Origin of the sequence: Kocuria sp. NBRC 114282 (genome assembly GCF_030268385.1) — a bacterium.
Taxonomy (GTDB): domain Bacteria; phylum Actinomycetota; class Actinomycetes; order Actinomycetales; family Micrococcaceae; genus Kocuria; species Kocuria palustris.
Map to the genome: position 1 here is coordinate 134524 of NZ_BSQO01000005.1, position 14476 is coordinate 148999.

Below are 14476 nucleotides of genomic sequence, written 5' to 3' on the forward strand. Positions count from 1 at the left end.
AAACGAACATTTCCGGTATCGGGAAGCGCAACACCTGCCAGCCGGTGTCGGAAATGGCGTTTCCCCCGGAACGGGGTTATGACTCGGTGACCGTTTCTGAGACCGGTGTGCGCGTGGGGTTATTGGCGGGTCCGCAACCTCCGCACGAGCGTCTCAGGTGCTGCGTGAACCCTGCATCCTCAAGGATCGCGCACCGGGTGCGACAGCGAGTTCGCCGTCGTCGAGCGCGATGGGTGGGGTTCCTGCGACGACCACGTCGGCTCGTTCCCACGGTCGCTGTCGCCGCAGGAACTGCAACTCCTCCGCCATCCACTCGTGCCAGAAAGCGATGGTTTGCTCGGTGTCCCCGTTGACCCCCTCCGCGATGTCGCGAGCGATGCCGCGTTCCTCGGCTGCGGCGAAGTCGGACTGCACCCACACCGTGACATCAATGAGGTCTTCCAGCTCTCGTTGGCTGGCTCCTACACCTTCGACGACAACTAAATCCAGGTCGGAGGAGATATCGATCGTCCCGTCCCGTCCGTGGAGTGCCCAGGCAGGCGGGCGGAAGGAGACGTCTTCCCGGCGGTGCAAGGGTTGTAAGAGGTGGTCAGCCAGAAGATGGCCCCACGCGAAGTAGGGCTCGTACCAGGCGACGTCATCTGTGTGGATGATCGCTGAACGGGGCACCTGCTGGCAGAGCCGCTTAGCTAACGTTGACTTGCCGGACGCGCCGCGGCCGTCTACAGCCACGATTCGCGGCCGCTCAGCCGGCGTTCCCGCTGCCCGGAACAACAGGTGAACGAGGTCGGCCTGAGTCATGGCGCTCCAAGGGCCAGCAGCAGGCTCCTCAGGGGGCAACTTCATAGACATGGACTCAGCATGCACTATCACGCATCGAGTTGCCGCTACAACGCTTCCGATTCTGCCGCCAGGCGTCGGGCTACCCACGGCGGCCAAAGGATCGATTGCACTCGGCTGAACTGTGATCGTTCTGGAACCCCTGGTCCGGGGTTGCTCGTGCGAAAACGAAGGTTTCTGGGATGCTCGTCAGGCCCGAAGCTCCTGCAGGTCGTGGCGTCCTGAAAAGTGGTCCCATTACCTGTGCGGTCCAGAGTGCCCCGGCGCCGCCCGCCCCCAAGGCTCCCATGGCACCCCGACCGCGCCCACCGAGCGCGGACGTGAACGCGTGGATCGACGGCTTCTACCACCACTACGACCGCATCCCACCGCGCGACGAGATACGGCACGCCTTCCACGAGCTGACCCAGTCCGATGCAGAGCAGTACCTACGCGACGCCCAGAGCCGGCTGTGGAATCGCGAGTCGTGAAGACGCGCGACCGAGCGATCGTGACCGGGCCAGCGTTGCGTGCCGGCGGGTGAGCTCAGCCCACGTCTAGGGGCAGACGATGAAGGTGTGGGTTGTGTACTCGGTTTCCACAGCCAGGCCATCACGGACGATCAACGGGGGCCCACCCCCTCTCCGTGGTATTGGCCGGCGCATGAGCACTCGCAGTCCCAGCGTGTCTCAGGCGAGGCGTTCCAGCATGCCTCCACGCACGTCGTCTGGGTTGCTCCGTGGAGGGTGACTTCCACCCGGGTCCCGAGCTCGCCCGGTAGCTGCTCGATCAGGGCTCGGAGGTGTTCGCGTGCGACCTCGAAGCACTTCTCGTCCCTGTTGTACCTGGGGCGAGTCTGCTCTCCGCAGATCCGCTTGAGGAGGTCACGGTTCCCCGACCCTGGCTGGTAAGGAATCTTGACCTTCGTGCGCCCTCTGAGGGGTCGAACGATGCTCGCCATGCCCACAACGTAGCGCTTTCCTAGGAAGCCCACGGCATGATGGGCCGATGACATCAGCGCCGGCCCTTGTGATCCTCCGTGGAAACTCGGCGTCGAGGAAGTCCACCATCGCCCGGAAGGTTCAACACGACCTTCCCCGAGGGCGTATCGCAGTGATCGGCCAAGACCCCGTACGTCGAGAAGTCCTCTGGGAAGAAAACGACAACCCCGTGTCGACTATCGCGCTGACCGAGGTCATGGTGCTTCACTGCCTCTCGCGGGGGCGCACAGTGATCCTCAAGGCATCTTCAAAGTGGCGCGCTACGGCCAGATGTTCCAGCGACTGCTCACCGGCCACGACGGGCCGGCTCTCGTGTACTACCTGGATGTGAGCCTCGCTGAGACGCTGCGCCGCCATGCACTCAAGCCCATCGCCGGGATCGTGAGTGACGACGAGGTCGCGTCCTGGTACGTCGAACGCGACACCCTCGGAGTCCCGGGTGAAGTGCTCCTCCCGGAACGCATGAGCGAGGATGCGCTCGTGACGAGGATTCTGAGTGACCTTGCGGCGCTCGGCGTCAGCGGAGGGGCTATGTCCCCTCCGGATCACGCGGCCAGCCACCTGTCGCCCTGAGCCACAGGGTCCTTATTGGGTATACCCCACGGCGCAGATGTGTCACGAAACTGCCGATTCGGACCCTGTGGCACAGGGACGCCTACGGCGCCGTAACTGTCACGCAGGGTGGTGCTCAATGCAGCAGAAGTGTCAGGTTGAGGTGTGCCAACTCGCGCAGCAGTCTCCATAGGCCCGGCCTGGCGCCGGCTCGCTCGTCTCGCAGCCCGCCCAGCGGGATTCACCCGCCCGCCGTCGAGAGGACGCAGCCGACGCCTTCCCGGTCCTGAATCGCCGCCCATGCGTCCCCTCGGCGGCGCTGATCTGCAGGAGCCTGGAGAATCGCGAGAGCTGTCGGGTGTCCGGCTTCGAGCACCGGTCCCGGACATCCGACAGCTCTCATCGGCGCCGGAGGTGCGGCGGTCTCTTACAGCCCGCCGTGCACGAACCGCCCTCCCACGACGGTGGCCACGACCTCGATCTCGGCGATCACATCAGTCGGCACCGCGCGGGGGTCGTCGCTGAGGACCACGAAATCCGCGAACTGACCCGAGACCAGCTGCCCCTTGTACCCGTCCCAGCCCGTGGCCTCGGCCGAGCCCACCGTGTAGGCGTGCAGCGCCTCCTCGACCGTGAGCCGCTCGGACTCGGGCCCGTACTCCCGCCCCGCCTCGGTGCGGCGCAGCACGAAGTCTTGGATCACGTCCAGCGGCCGGCCGCCAGCCACCGGCCGGTCCGAGCTGCCGGGCAGCACGAGCCCGGCGCGCAGCAGGCGCCCTGCCGGATAGGACAGCTGCACGCGCTCCTCGCCGATCCGCTCGCGCACGGATTCGCCGAACGCGCTGATGTAGTTGGGCTGGGTGGCCATCACGACCTCGAGCTCGGTCATCCGGACCACCTGCTCATCGCGCACCACGCCGCCGTGCTCCACGCGATGCGGCATCACGGGTGCCCCGAACTGCTCGCGGGCCTCGGCGATCACGTCGAGGGCGAAGTCCAGGGCGGCATCGCCGATCGCGTGCATGGCCAGCGCCCAGCCGCCGGCCGCTGCGGAGAGGGCGGCGCGGCGCATCTCGCCGGGGTCCTGCTGAAGGTAGCCGCGCCCGTGCCCGGCGAAGCAGTAATCCTCCGACATGGCCGCGGTCATCCCCAGCATGGCCCCGTCGGTGAAGACCTTCGCCGGGCCGATCTGCAGCCACTCGTCACCGGCTCCCGTGCGGATGCCCGCACCGAGAGTGGTGTGGGTGCCGTCGTCGGGGTGGCCGTCGATCGCCTTCAGCCCGTCCAGGGTGACCATGGTCTGGAACCGGGTGCGCAGCAGGCCGGCCTCCCGTGCCCGCTGATACGCGGCGAACTCGAGCGGGCTGTGCCCGATCCAGCCGCCGGCGATCCCGGCATCCGTCACCGACGTGATGCCCTCGGCGGCGTACTCCTGCGAGGCCCGCTCCAGGCAGCGGCCGATGTGCTCGTGGGACTCCGGCTGCAGCAGCCCCGTGACCAGGGGCATGGCGGTCTCCTCGAGCAGGCCGGTGGGCCGCCCGGCCTCGTCCGTGACGATCCGCCCGCCTTCGGGCTGCCGACGCACGGTCGCGCCGATGCCCGCCATGGCCAGCGCCGCTCCGGAGACCGTGAGCGAATGGCCCGTGTTGTGCCGGATCAGCACAGGACGCCCGGCGGCGGCCGCATCCAGGCCATCGCGGTCGGGCTGGGGACCGTCGAGGTGACCGGGGTCGAAGCCCGCGCAGGTGACCCACGCCCCGGGAGCCAGCTGCGCGGCGCGGTCGCGGATCAGGCCGCAGACCTGCTCAGCCGTGCGTGCCTGCTCCAGATCGACGTCCAGGCGCGACTGGCCGAACCACACGCTGTGGGTGTGGACATCGTTGAACCCCGCGACGATCGTGCGCCCGCCGGCATCCAGGCGCTCCCGGGCGGTGAGGCCGTCGAGCTGCCCGTCGACCCCCGCGACGAACCCCTGCCACACGCCCAGCCGACGGGCCGACGGCCGGGCGGGGTCGCCGGTGACGACGGAGGCGTTGTCGATCAGCAGGTCAAGCTGCATGGGGTGGGGCTCCTGAAGCGGTCGATGGCAGGGGCAGATCCCTGCGCCGAACGGGACGGGCAGGCCGGCCGGGGCTCAGTTGCGCGGACGCACCACCGCGACGGCGCGGGTGTCCGGGGCGGTGTCTGCGACATGATCCATGGCGGCACCGACATCGCCGGTGCGCTCGTAGGCGGCGTGGATCTGCTCCCAGATCGGGGCGTTGTCCACCCCGATCGCCTTGGGGTCCAGCACGATCTCTCCGCCGGCTCGGCGCTGCCGGTCGTAGTCCTTCATCAGGCGGATGGCCGTGGGGCTGAGCAGGACCAGCGCCAGGAGGTTCACCCACGTGTACAGGCCCAGGCCGAAGTCCGCCATGGACCAAACGAACGACGAGGTCTGCACCGAGCCGAAGACCATGGACGCGGCGAGCAGCGCGCGCGCGATCCCGATGCAGATCCCCTGCGCCTTCGTGTTCGGGATGAGGTAGGCCAAGTTCGTCTCCGCGTAGAAGGAGAAGGACAGCAGCGTGGTGAAGGAGAACAGGAACACGGCGATCGCCACGAACGACGGCCCGAAAGCAGGCAGTCCGGAGTCGATCGCGAGCTGCACCCAGGCGGGGCCCTCCTCCACGCCCGGCACGTTCTCGGTGAGCAGCGACTCCTCGTCCGGGCCCAGCACGTTGAAGCTGTTGGTGGCCAGGATCATCAGACCCGTCATGGTGCACACGAACAGCGTGTCCACATAGGCGGAGAAGGCCTGGGCGAGCCCCTGCTTGGCGGGGTGGGAGACGTGGGCGGCGGCCGAGGCCTGGGCGCCGGAACCGGTGCCGATCTCAGTGGAGTACACCGCCCGACGCACGCCCCAGGCCACGGCCGCGCCGAGCAGGCCCCCGTAGACGGCGTCGGCGCCGAAGGCGCTGGAGAAGATCAGCCCGAACATGGTCGGCAGCTGAGTCCACATCATGACCATGATGATCAGCCCGACGACGATGTACGCCCCGGCCATGAACGGCACCACGAGCCCCACGGTGCGCGCCAGACGGTGCATGCCGCCGAACACGATGAGGCAGAACAGGGCGGCCATCCCCAGGCCGACCAGCAGCGGGCTCCAGCCCCAGGCCTCCGTGGTGGCCGCGGTGACGGCGTTGGCCTGGATCTGCGGACCGGTGATCACCGTGGCGAACACGGTGGCCGCGGCGTAGGCCACCGCCAGCCAGCGCCAGTTCCGGCCCAGGCCCTCCAGGATGTAGAAGGCCGGCCCGCCGCGGAACTCCCCGCGCACCTTGTGCTTGTAGAGCTGGGCCAGCGAGCTCTCCGCGACCGCCACCGGGGCTCCGAGGATGGCGGTGACCCACATCCAGAACATGGCGCCGGGCCCGCCCAGGAACAGGGCCGTCGCGACGCCGGCGATGTTGCCGACGCCCACACGGCCACCGAGCGCCATGGCGAAGGCTTGGAACGAGCTGATCCCCGCCGACGACGACCCGCCGTGGATGAGCTGGCCGACCATGTCCCGAAGCAGGCGCACCTGCGGGAAGAGCATGCGGATCGTGAAGTACAGACCGAGGGCGAGGATGCCGAAGGAGACCGGAAGGCTCCACAGGATCCCGTTCGCGGCGGTGATGAACTGTTCCATGGGAGCCCCCCCTGGGTCGTGATCAGGTCATGTGACTATAGGCACATGAGGGCTCGGCTCTGACCTCCCGCGCACCGTGGCCCCTCTGCACGGCCTCCAGAACCCGCCTCGGCCGAGGAGCCCCATGACCGCCCGCGTCCCCGTGATCGCCCTGACCGGCCACCTGGGCGCCGGGAAGACGAGCCTGCTCAACCACCTGCTGCGCGCGCCCGGCGCGCGGCTGGGTGTGATAGTCAACGACTTCGGTGAGCTCAACGTGGATGCCGCCCTGGTCTCCGGGCAGGTGATCGACGCCGTGGCCCACTTCCAGACCGTGAACACCCGCGAGACCCCACCGAACCGCTTTGCGGCGGCCACGCTGGTGGTGATCGGCAAGGCGGATCTGCTCGACGAGCAGCAGCTCGAGGCTGTCGTCGCCCGCATCTGCGAGCGCGTCCGCGCGCGCAATCCCGACGTGCCGATCGTGCGGGCCGTTCGCGGCGGCATCGACCCGGCCCTGGTCTTCGACACCGCAGCCGACGACGACCCCGTCGATCCGCTGCCCCTGGCTCGGCTGCTGCGGGAGCAGTCCGCCGCGCACCACGACCACGAGCACGCTCGGGCGGTATCGGTGCCGCTCGAGGGCCCGGTGCCCCCCCCGGCGCGCTGGCCGATCTGCTCGAGGAGCCGCCGCAGGGCGCCCACCGGCTCTAGGGTCGCGTGCGCGTCCATGGATCGCGCGGGCGCGGCGGGTTCCGGGTCGACGTGGTGGGGCCGATGATCCGCGTGGCGCGCCTTCCCCATCCGCCGCAGCTCGGGGAGCTCGTGGTCGTGGGGCTGGAGCTGGACGCCGCCGACCCCCACGCTCGCGGGAGGCGCCGCCTTCTCCTACCTGTCGGTGGTGAGCATGCTGCTGGGCTTCTTCGCCTGGTACCGCGGACTGGGCATCGGCCCCATGGCGCAGGTCAGCCAGGTCCAGCTCGCCCAGCCGATCCTGTCCCTGATCTGGGCGGCGCTGCTGCTGGGCGAGCAGCTCACCTGGCTGACCCTGCTGGGGGCGGCTGCCGTGATCGCCTGCGCCCTGTCGGCGGTGCGCGTGCGGTCGAAGGGCTGAGCGCACCGCAGCGAGTGCACGGAACCGAGCGCGCAGCACCGCCATGGCGCAGGATGGGGCCCAGATCCTGACCACGACACCTCAGGAGGCCCCCGTGTCCCAGCCCCGCATCCACATGCTGCCCGTCGACGATGACGGCTTCCGACAGGCCATCGTCGACGGCGGAGGCCGCCTCGTGCAGGACCCGGCGGAGGCGGAGGCCGTCGTCGTCCCGTACGGGGCCGATCCGCAGGACCTGGTGGCCGCCGTCGAGCACGAGGGGATCCGGTGGGTCCAGCTGCCCTCGGCGGGCATCGAGGCCTTCGCGGAATCCATGCGCCGTCGCCCGGACATCGCCTGGACCTCGGCCAAGGGCGCCTACGCGAATCCTGTCGGCGAGCACGCGCTGGCACTGACCCTGGCCCTGCTGCGCGAGCTGCCGCGCAGGGTCGTGGCACGCAGCTGGGCCCCGCGCTCGGGGCGGTCGCTGCACGGCATGCGAGCCGTCGTGGTGGGCGCAGGCGGGATCGGGCGGCGGATCATGAACCTGCTGCACGTGTTCGACGTCGAGGTCACCGCCGTGCGCCGCCGACCCGAGGCCGTCGCGGAGGCCGATCGCACCGTGGGAGTGCACGACCTGCCGGAGATCCTCCCGTTCCAGGACGTCGTGATCGTGGCCGCCGCCCTGACCGAGGACACGCACCATCTGATCGGGCGGGCCGAGCTGGAGTCCATGCGCACCGATGCGATCCTGGTGAACATCGCCCGCGGCGGCCTGATCGACACCGAGGCCCTGGTCGCTGCCCTGGAGCGCGAGCAGATCGCCGGGGCCGCGCTCGACGTCACCGACCCCGAGCCGCTGCCCGATGGCCATCCCCTCTGGGAGCAGCAGCGGTGCCTGATCACCCCGCACACCGCGGACACCATGGAGATGATCCGCCCGCTGATCTTCGCTCGCATCGAGCGCAACCTGCGGGCCTTCGCCGCCGACGACGAGCTCGAGGGCGTGGTCGATCCGCAGGCCGGCTACTGAGTGCGCCAGCTGTGCGCCCCGCATCAGCGAGGTCGTGCGGGGCGCACGATGCAGGCCCAAGCGTGGACATCGCTCCGCACCGGCCACGGATGCATCCGACTTCACTTCATGCGATTTCGCACAGGCCTCTGACCTGCGATGTCGCGGAGGAGGCCCGCCGTGGCACCCTCAGCCACCGCCGCATAGCCCCCCACCACGACGGAATGCGTCCCCCGATCTGGGGACATCCCGCGATCAGCGGCCCACGTCCGACTCCGCCATGATGGAAGTCCACTGCCGGAAACGCCCTGTGACATGGTGCTTCGGGGCCTACCCGCCTTCGCGGCGCCCGCAGGGCCCTTCCTCGGCAGCGGGCTCGAGGCGGCTGCCCGCCGCCCTCGAGTCCGCGCAACATCCCGTCGTCGACTCCCCCATCGATCACGGACTCTGCCGCCCCGTCGTCCCGCTCCCCCGAAGCTGGACGGCCTGATCACCAGGACCTGCCCATGTCCCGCACTGACGCCCATGACCCCAGAGCCCGCTCCCGGGCCTACGAGTGCGCGACCGTCGAGTACCAGACCGTGCGCCGCGAGCCGCGCGCGGTCTTCGACGACCTGACTCGTACCAGCTTCGAGGCCTGCGCCGCCCTGGCTGACGCGGTCTTCGACGAATGCACCGAGCACGCCTCCCCAGCGGAGGCCGCCCGCGGAGGCCGTCTCCTGGCGCAGGAGGACTCGCACGTGCGCTGCATCCTGGAGCCGGAGGGCCCCGGCAGATATCTGCTCGGCTTCGAGGTGCCGTGCGGCCCGGGGCCCGGGCAGGGCCTGAGCCGTCTCCTGCACGCCCTCGGGCTCAAGGGCGCCGCGGCTCGGACCGATCCGGCGCTGCAGGGCCGCCTGCTGTCCACGACCCACCTGATCGAGGACCTGGTGCTGGGGGTGGACTCGATCTGCTCGACCGCCCCCGGGCGGCTCACCGTCGGCATCGCCGGAAGCGAGCAGGACGCCTCGATCGAGTTCATCGACGGCGTGCGGATCCTGCGGCGCATCCACCCGCGCACATGGCGGCTGCTGCACCGCGACGACGTCCAGGACCTGCTGCGGCGGATCCTGGCCCCGTTCCAGGACCCGGAGCTGTACACCCTGAACATCCGCTCGCAGCCGCCGTACGGCAGCCTGGGCCGCAACTGGACCGTCACCTCGAACGAGCAGCTGCGCCGCTTCGCCGGCGGAGGCCGTCTGGACCTGCCGGCGCTGGGGACCCCTCAGGACCTGCTGGCCTCCTGAGAGCCTCAGCGCCGCTGCAGCAGCACGGCGGTCTCGCTGTGACCGGTGTGCGGGAACATGTCCAGAAGCCGAGCTTGCACCGGGCGCCACGACGGCATGGCCGCCAGGTCGCGGGCCAGCGTGCGCGCATTGCAGCTCGAGTAGATCAGGCTGCGGACCTGCGATTCCTCCAGTCGCTGCGCCAGCTCGACGCCCAGCCCGCGCCGCGGCGGATTCACGACCACCAGAGGCACCTCGCCCTCGAGGGAGCGCTCCACGGCGGTGGCGTCGCCGGCTGTGAAGGTCACCGCGCCCGGGCCCGAGGACGGCAGCCCCATCTCGGCGGCCGCCTGCCGCGCGGCCTCGACCGCCTCGGCGGAGATCTCCACGCCGCGCACCCTCCGGCCCGGAGCCGCCAGATGCAGCGCGAAGCCGCCGACCCCGCAGTACAGGTCCACGACCTCCGCGGGCTCGAGCTCGCGCGTCCACTGAACGGCCTGGCGGTAGAGGGCGGCGGCGACCTCGGTGTTGGTCTGGAAGAACGAGCGCGGCCGCAGCCGCAGCGGGATGCCGTTGATCGGCATGGACAGGCTGTCGCCGTCGGTGAGCACGTGCTCCACCGGGCCCTCGAGCACCGCCTGGTGCTCGGGCTGCAGGTTGGCCGTGACCACGCGCAACCCCGGAAGCGCCTCGAGCAGCAGGCCCAGGTGCTCGCGGATGCGCCCGAGCAGCTTCGCGGAGCGCAGGACGAAGCGCAGCATCAGCTCGCCGTCGGGCGAGACGGTCACCAGCACGTGCTTGAGCTCGCCGCGGCCCTTGGGGACGTCGTAGGGCAGGAGGCGCAGCTGGGTGCAGAACGCCGCCACGATCGGGAGGGCCCGTTCGATCGGCTCGGGGCACAGCGGGCATTCGCGCAGATCGATGCCGCGACCGCGCGGATCCAGGATCCCCAGCGTGGGGTGCCGGACGGTGCCCGCCACGACCATCTTGGCCTTGTTGCGGAAGCCCGACTCCGCGCTGGCCACGGGCTCCAGCCACGTGAGCCCGGACGTGTCGGCGCCTCCGCCGTCCAGCAGCGCCCGAACCCCGTCCTGCTTGGCCGTCAGCTGCTGCGCATAGGGTTGATCGATCAGGGTGCAGGAATCGCACAGCCCTCGGTCGTGATAGTCACAGCGCACGGCACAGAACCCTATCGGCAACGCAGGCCCGGCAAGGAGGCGACGATGGCGAAGAAGCCCCGCCCCACGCCCTCGCCCGCCGTGATGCGCGGCCGACGCGACCCCGCGCTGTCCGTCGAGCCCGTCGACTGGACCCCGGCCCCCGCACGCAGAGCGCAGCAGGCCGCGGAGGAGGCAGAGCAGCAGCGGCGCCTGCGGGAGGAGCAGCAGCGCCTGAACCGGCAGCGGCAGCAGGTGGCCGCCCGGATCAGCGCCGGCCCCTCCGCCGCAGCCCCTCGGCCCCCCGCGGAGGCCCTCTACACCGTGGACTCCGGGGCCCCGGCCCCCACGGCCCGCGGCTCGCGGGTGCGCCTGTCCGAGGACCGGGTCCATGTGGTGGGCGCCTGGGAGGCCACGCTCGCGCAGCTGCAGGAGGCCGTGGACTCCCCTGACGACGTCTGGACCGTCGACCTGGGCCGCACGGACCACTTCCTGCGCGGCGAGCTGTGCGTTCAGGTGACCCGGGCCGAGGGCGCCGTGGTGGGGATCTTCCGCTCCGGATGGGCCACTGCCCGTCGCCCCGAGCAGCCGCTGCCGGAGGAGCCGGGCTCGGCCCCGCGCGCGTCGGGCAAGCAGGGGACCCGGTACCCCACCACCCAGCGGGATCTGCTCGAGCGGCTGCGAGCGGCCGGCTTCGAGGTCACGACCTCCGGGCCCACGCACGGGAAGATCACCCACCCCGAGCACCCGGGACGCTTCCTGCCCTTCGCCTCCACGCCGTCGACCAGCAGGCACGGCCGTCACATGGTCACCGCAGTGCGCCGCGTCTTCGGGATCGACCTGCGCGATCGGCCCTGAACAGCCCCCCGCGCGCATGTCGATAGGATCGGATGCGTGAAAGCCCTGCTCCTGGAGAACATCCACACCGAAGCCGAAGACATCCTGCGCCGCCACGGGGTCGAGGTCGAGACCCGGGCCGGCGCCCTGGACGAGGACGAGCTGATCGAGGCTCTGGAGGGAGTCGATCTGCTCGGCATCCGCTCCAAGACCCAGGTCACCCGCCGCGTGTTCGAGGCCAGACCCGACCTCATGGCGGTCGGCGCGTTCTGCATCGGCACGAACCAGATCGACCTGGAGGCCGCCTCGGACACCGCAACCCCGTGCTTCAACGCCCCGTACTCCAACACCCGCTCGGTCGTGGAGCTGGCGATCAGCGAGATCATCGCCCTGGCCCGCCACCTCACCGACAAGAACCGGGACATGCACGCCGGGCTGTGGAACAAGTCCGCCAAGGGCGCCCATGAGGTCCGCGGACGCACCCTGGGCCTGATCGGCTACGGCAACATCGGCAAGCAGCTCTCGGTGCTCGCCGAGGCGATCGGCATGCACGTCTACTTCTACGACGTCCGCGACGAGCTGCCCATGGGCAACGCCCGCAAGTGCGCCACCCTGGACGAGCTCTTCGAGAAGGCCGAGTGCATCTCCGTGCACGTCGACGGCCGCGGCTCCAACAAGGAGCTCATCGGCCGCGCCGAGTTCGAGAAGATGCGCCCGCGCACCCTGTTCCTGAACCTCTCGCGCGGCCACGTGGTCGACATCGACGCCCTGCACGACGCCCTGGCCTCCGGGCACATCGCCGGGGCCGGGATCGACGTCTACCCGGAGGAGCCCAAGGCCGCCGGCGAGGCCTTCGAGTCCCCGCTTCAGGGCCTGCCCAACGTGATCCTCACGCCGCATGTGGGCGGTTCGACCGCCGAGGCGCAGGAGAACATCGGGCAGTTCGTGGCCGGCAAGCTGCTGGACTACACCGAGAACGGCTCGACTGAGCTGTCGGTGAACTTCCCTGAGGTCACGCTCACCCGGGTCAGCACCGGGGTGCGCCTTCTGCACATCCACGAGAACGTCCCTGGCGTCCTGTCCGCGGTGAACAGCGTCTTCTCGCAGCAGCAGGTGAATGTCGACCGCCAGGCCCTGGTCACCCAGGGGGCGACCGGCTACCTGGTCACCGACTGCTCCTCCGGGGTCACCCGGGAGGTCATCGACGAGATCCTGGGGCTCGAGGCCACCAAGCGCCTGGCCACGATCCAGGCCGACTGACCGGCAGCGTCCCGCACCGAGGCTCCCAGCGCCGCTCGCACCCTGCGATCCAGCAACCCGAGTGCGCGCTGGGAGCCTCCTGCAGATAGGCTGAGGTGCCACCCGTCACACCTGCGATGCGGAGGCCTCCATGCCGAACTTGCCCTGGTCCGCTCCCGGACCGAACGACGACGCCCACCCGGATCATCCCCGCGGAGGCTCCACGCCCGTGGGGCACAAGGTCCCCGGCGATCACCTGATCGGCCAGGAGGCCGATCCGCGGCGCAACGAAGAGATCGATCAGCTCTCCCCGGGTCAGCGCGAGCCCGCCAAGCCCACACGCACGGTGCAGATCCAGTGGCTCGGCCTGGCCGTCGGCCTGGTCCTGGGCATCCTGGTCTACCTGGCCATGCCCGGCGACGTCCCCCAGGAGGCGCGCCTGACCGCCGCCACGGCTGTGCTCATGGCCGTGTGGTGGATGACCGAGGCGCTGCCCATCCCCGCAACGGCTCTGGTCCCGCTGATCGTCTTCCCCACCCTGGGCTCCACGCCCCTGGACGACGTCGGCGCCTCCTACGGCAACAACGTCATCTTCCTGTTCATGGGCGGCTTCCTGCTGGCGCTGGCCATGCAGCGCTGGAACCTGCACCGGCGCATGGCCCTGCTCACGGTCCGGCTGATCGGCACCAGGCCCCCGCAGATGATCGCGGGATTCATGATCGCCACGGGCTTCCTGTCCATGTGGGTCTCGAACACCGCCACCGCGGTCATGATGCTGCCCATCGGCATCTCGGTGCTGCTGCTGGTCAACAAGACATCGGATGCCATCGACGACCCCGTCGACGCCGATGAGGACGCGGCTGCGACCCCTGTGAAGTCCAACTTCGGCACGGCCCTGATGCTCGGCATCGCCTACGCCGCCTCGATCGGCTCCCTCGGCACGATCATCGGCACCCCGCCCAACACCCTGCTGGTGGGCTACATGGCCTCCGAGCACGACGTCCAGATCGGCTTCGGGCAGTGGATGATCGTGGGCGTCCCGCTGGCCGTCGTCCTGATGGCCGCGTGCTGGTTCCTGCTGACCAAGGTCCTGTTCAAGCCCGAGATCGACGAGATCCCCGGCGGCCGGAAGCTGATCGACGACGAGCTGGCCAAGCTCGGCACCACCTCCGCCGGGGAGAGGCGCGTGCTGGTGATCTTCGTGCTGGCGGCACTGGCCTGGGTCTTCGTCCCGCTCGTCACGGACTGGGTCGGAGCGGACACCCCGCCGATCACCGATGCGGGCATCGCCATGGCGGTGGGCGTGCTGCTCTTCCTGCTGCCGGCGGGTGCTGCGCGCGGCGTGCGGCTGCTCGACTGGGACTCCGCGCTCAAGCTCCCCTGGGGCGTCCTGCTGCTGTTCGGCGGAGGCCTGGCCCTGTCGGCGCAGTTCTCGTCGTCGGGCCTGACCGAGTGGATCGGCGAGGTCGCCTCCGGGCTCGGCGGGCTTCCTGTCGTGCTGCTCGTGGTCCTGTTCGCGGCGGGGATCCTGTTCCTGACGGAGCTGACCTCCAACACCGCGACCGCAGCGACCTTCCTGCCCGTGGCCGGCGGCATCGCCATGGGCATGGGCATGGATCCGCTGCTGCTGGCCATCCCGGTGGCCCTGGCTGCGACCTGCGCCTTCATGCTCCCGGTGGCCACCCCGCCCAATGCGATCGCCTACGGCTCGGGCTACGTCTCGATCCCGCAGATGATCAAGGGCGGCATCTGGCTGAACCTCATCGGCCTGGTGCTCAACACCGCGGTGACCATGACGCTGGCCGTCTGGGTCTTCGGGATCGCCTTCTGATCCCTGACCTGCACG

12 protein-coding genes and 1 pseudogene are annotated in these 14476 nt (G+C 70.0%); 9 read left to right on the forward strand and 4 right to left on the reverse strand.

Features of this window, described 5'->3' with window-relative positions; all coding sequences use genetic code 11:
* Positions 1–153: 153 nt before the first annotated feature.
* Entirely contained in the window at positions 154–801 is a 648-nt protein-coding gene (locus tag QSJ40_RS10010) for a uridine kinase family protein (RefSeq protein WP_200860716.1), read from the reverse strand.
* Between the two features lie 326 nt (positions 802–1127).
* Here QSJ40_RS10010 and QSJ40_RS10015 point away from each other — a divergent pair, with 326 nt between their 5' ends.
* Positions 1128–1310 (forward strand): hypothetical protein, encoded by a 183-nt coding sequence (locus QSJ40_RS10015; RefSeq protein WP_157796611.1) that lies wholly within the window; start codon positions 1128–1130, stop codon positions 1308–1310.
* Positions 1311–2072: 762 nt separating this feature from the next.
* Complete coding sequence (locus QSJ40_RS10020; RefSeq protein ID WP_006213711.1) at positions 2073–2393, forward strand: P-loop NTPase family protein; 321 nt, start codon at positions 2073–2075, stop codon at positions 2391–2393.
* Between the two features lie 406 nt (positions 2394–2799).
* Here the strand turns inward: QSJ40_RS10020 and QSJ40_RS10025 are convergent, their stop codons facing one another.
* Together QSJ40_RS10025 and QSJ40_RS10030 are read right to left on the reverse strand one after the other, a co-directional pair.
* Positions 2800–4431, reverse strand: a complete 1632-nt coding sequence (locus QSJ40_RS10025; protein WP_006213712.1) for an amidohydrolase — start codon at positions 4429–4431, stop codon at positions 2800–2802.
* A 75-nt stretch (positions 4432–4506) separates the two neighbouring features.
* On the reverse strand, positions 4507–6048 hold the full coding sequence (locus QSJ40_RS10030; protein ID WP_006213713.1) for an alanine/glycine:cation symporter family protein: 1542 nt from the start codon (positions 6046–6048) through the stop codon (positions 4507–4509).
* A gap of 124 nt (positions 6049–6172) precedes the next feature.
* Between QSJ40_RS10030 and QSJ40_RS10035 the strand changes: the two genes are divergently transcribed.
* The 4 genes and pseudogenes from QSJ40_RS10035 (at position 6173) to QSJ40_RS10050 (ending at position 9418) form a co-directional block, all read left to right on the forward strand.
* Positions 6173–6808 (forward strand): GTP-binding protein, encoded by a 636-nt coding sequence (locus QSJ40_RS10035; RefSeq protein WP_285730668.1) that lies wholly within the window; start codon positions 6173–6175, stop codon positions 6806–6808.
* Positions 6809–6898: 90 nt separating this feature from the next.
* Positions 6899–7141: pseudogene (locus tag QSJ40_RS10040) on the forward strand (EamA family transporter); the annotation flags it as partial.
* A 94-nt stretch (positions 7142–7235) separates the two neighbouring features.
* A complete protein-coding gene (locus QSJ40_RS10045; protein ID WP_006213716.1) occupies positions 7236–8153 on the forward strand; it encodes a D-isomer specific 2-hydroxyacid dehydrogenase family protein in 918 nt (305 codons plus the stop codon).
* 485 nt (positions 8154–8638) lie between these two features.
* A complete protein-coding gene (locus tag QSJ40_RS10050) occupies positions 8639–9418 on the forward strand; it encodes a hypothetical protein (protein ID WP_285730670.1) in 780 nt (259 codons plus the stop codon).
* A 5-nt stretch (positions 9419–9423) separates the two neighbouring features.
* Here QSJ40_RS10050 and rlmC read toward each other — a convergent pair whose 3' ends face one another.
* On the reverse strand, positions 9424–10575 hold the full coding sequence (gene rlmC, locus QSJ40_RS10055; protein ID WP_285730672.1) for a 23S rRNA (uracil(747)-C(5))-methyltransferase RlmC: 1152 nt from the start codon (positions 10573–10575) through the stop codon (positions 9424–9426).
* Positions 10576–10620: 45 nt separating this feature from the next.
* On the opposite strand from rlmC, the gene QSJ40_RS10060 reads away from it, so the two are divergent.
* From QSJ40_RS10060 to QSJ40_RS10070, 3 genes are all read left to right on the forward strand, one after another.
* Positions 10621–11412: a hypothetical protein gene (locus QSJ40_RS10060; RefSeq protein WP_285730673.1), complete on the forward strand. Its 792-nt coding sequence runs from the start codon at positions 10621–10623 to the stop codon at positions 11410–11412.
* Positions 11413–11448: 36 nt separating this feature from the next.
* Positions 11449–12651, forward strand: a complete 1203-nt coding sequence (serA, locus tag QSJ40_RS10065) for a phosphoglycerate dehydrogenase (RefSeq protein ID WP_053446757.1) — start codon at positions 11449–11451, stop codon at positions 12649–12651.
* A gap of 130 nt (positions 12652–12781) precedes the next feature.
* Positions 12782–14461 carry an SLC13 family permease gene (locus QSJ40_RS10070; RefSeq protein ID WP_006213722.1) on the forward strand — a complete coding sequence of 560 codons (1680 nt, stop codon included), beginning with the start codon at positions 12782–12784 and terminating at the stop codon, positions 14459–14461.
* Positions 14462–14476: the final 15 nt, after the last annotated feature.

What these genes read in the sequence shown, in the direction of transcription:
- QSJ40_RS10010 (WP_200860716.1), bottom strand. Translation starts at nt 801, where the DNA reads ATGACTCAGGCCGACCTCGTTCACCTGTTGTTCCGGGCAGCGGGAACG.
- QSJ40_RS10015 (WP_157796611.1), top strand. Translation starts at nt 1,128, where the DNA reads ATGGCACCCCGACCGCGCCCACCGAGCGCGGACGTGAACGCGTGGATC.
- QSJ40_RS10025 (WP_006213712.1), bottom strand. Translation starts at nt 4,431, where the DNA reads ATGCAGCTTGACCTGCTGATCGACAACGCCTCCGTCGTCACCGGCGAC.
- QSJ40_RS10030 (WP_006213713.1), bottom strand. Translation starts at nt 6,048, where the DNA reads ATGGAACAGTTCATCACCGCCGCGAACGGGATCCTGTGGAGCCTTCCG.
- QSJ40_RS10035 (WP_285730668.1), top strand. Translation starts at nt 6,173, where the DNA reads ATGACCGCCCGCGTCCCCGTGATCGCCCTGACCGGCCACCTGGGCGCC.
- QSJ40_RS10050 (WP_285730670.1), top strand. Translation starts at nt 8,639, where the DNA reads ATGTCCCGCACTGACGCCCATGACCCCAGAGCCCGCTCCCGGGCCTAC.
- QSJ40_RS10060 (WP_285730673.1), top strand. Translation starts at nt 10,621, where the DNA reads ATGGCGAAGAAGCCCCGCCCCACGCCCTCGCCCGCCGTGATGCGCGGC.
- QSJ40_RS10070 (WP_006213722.1), top strand. Translation starts at nt 12,782, where the DNA reads ATGCCGAACTTGCCCTGGTCCGCTCCCGGACCGAACGACGACGCCCAC.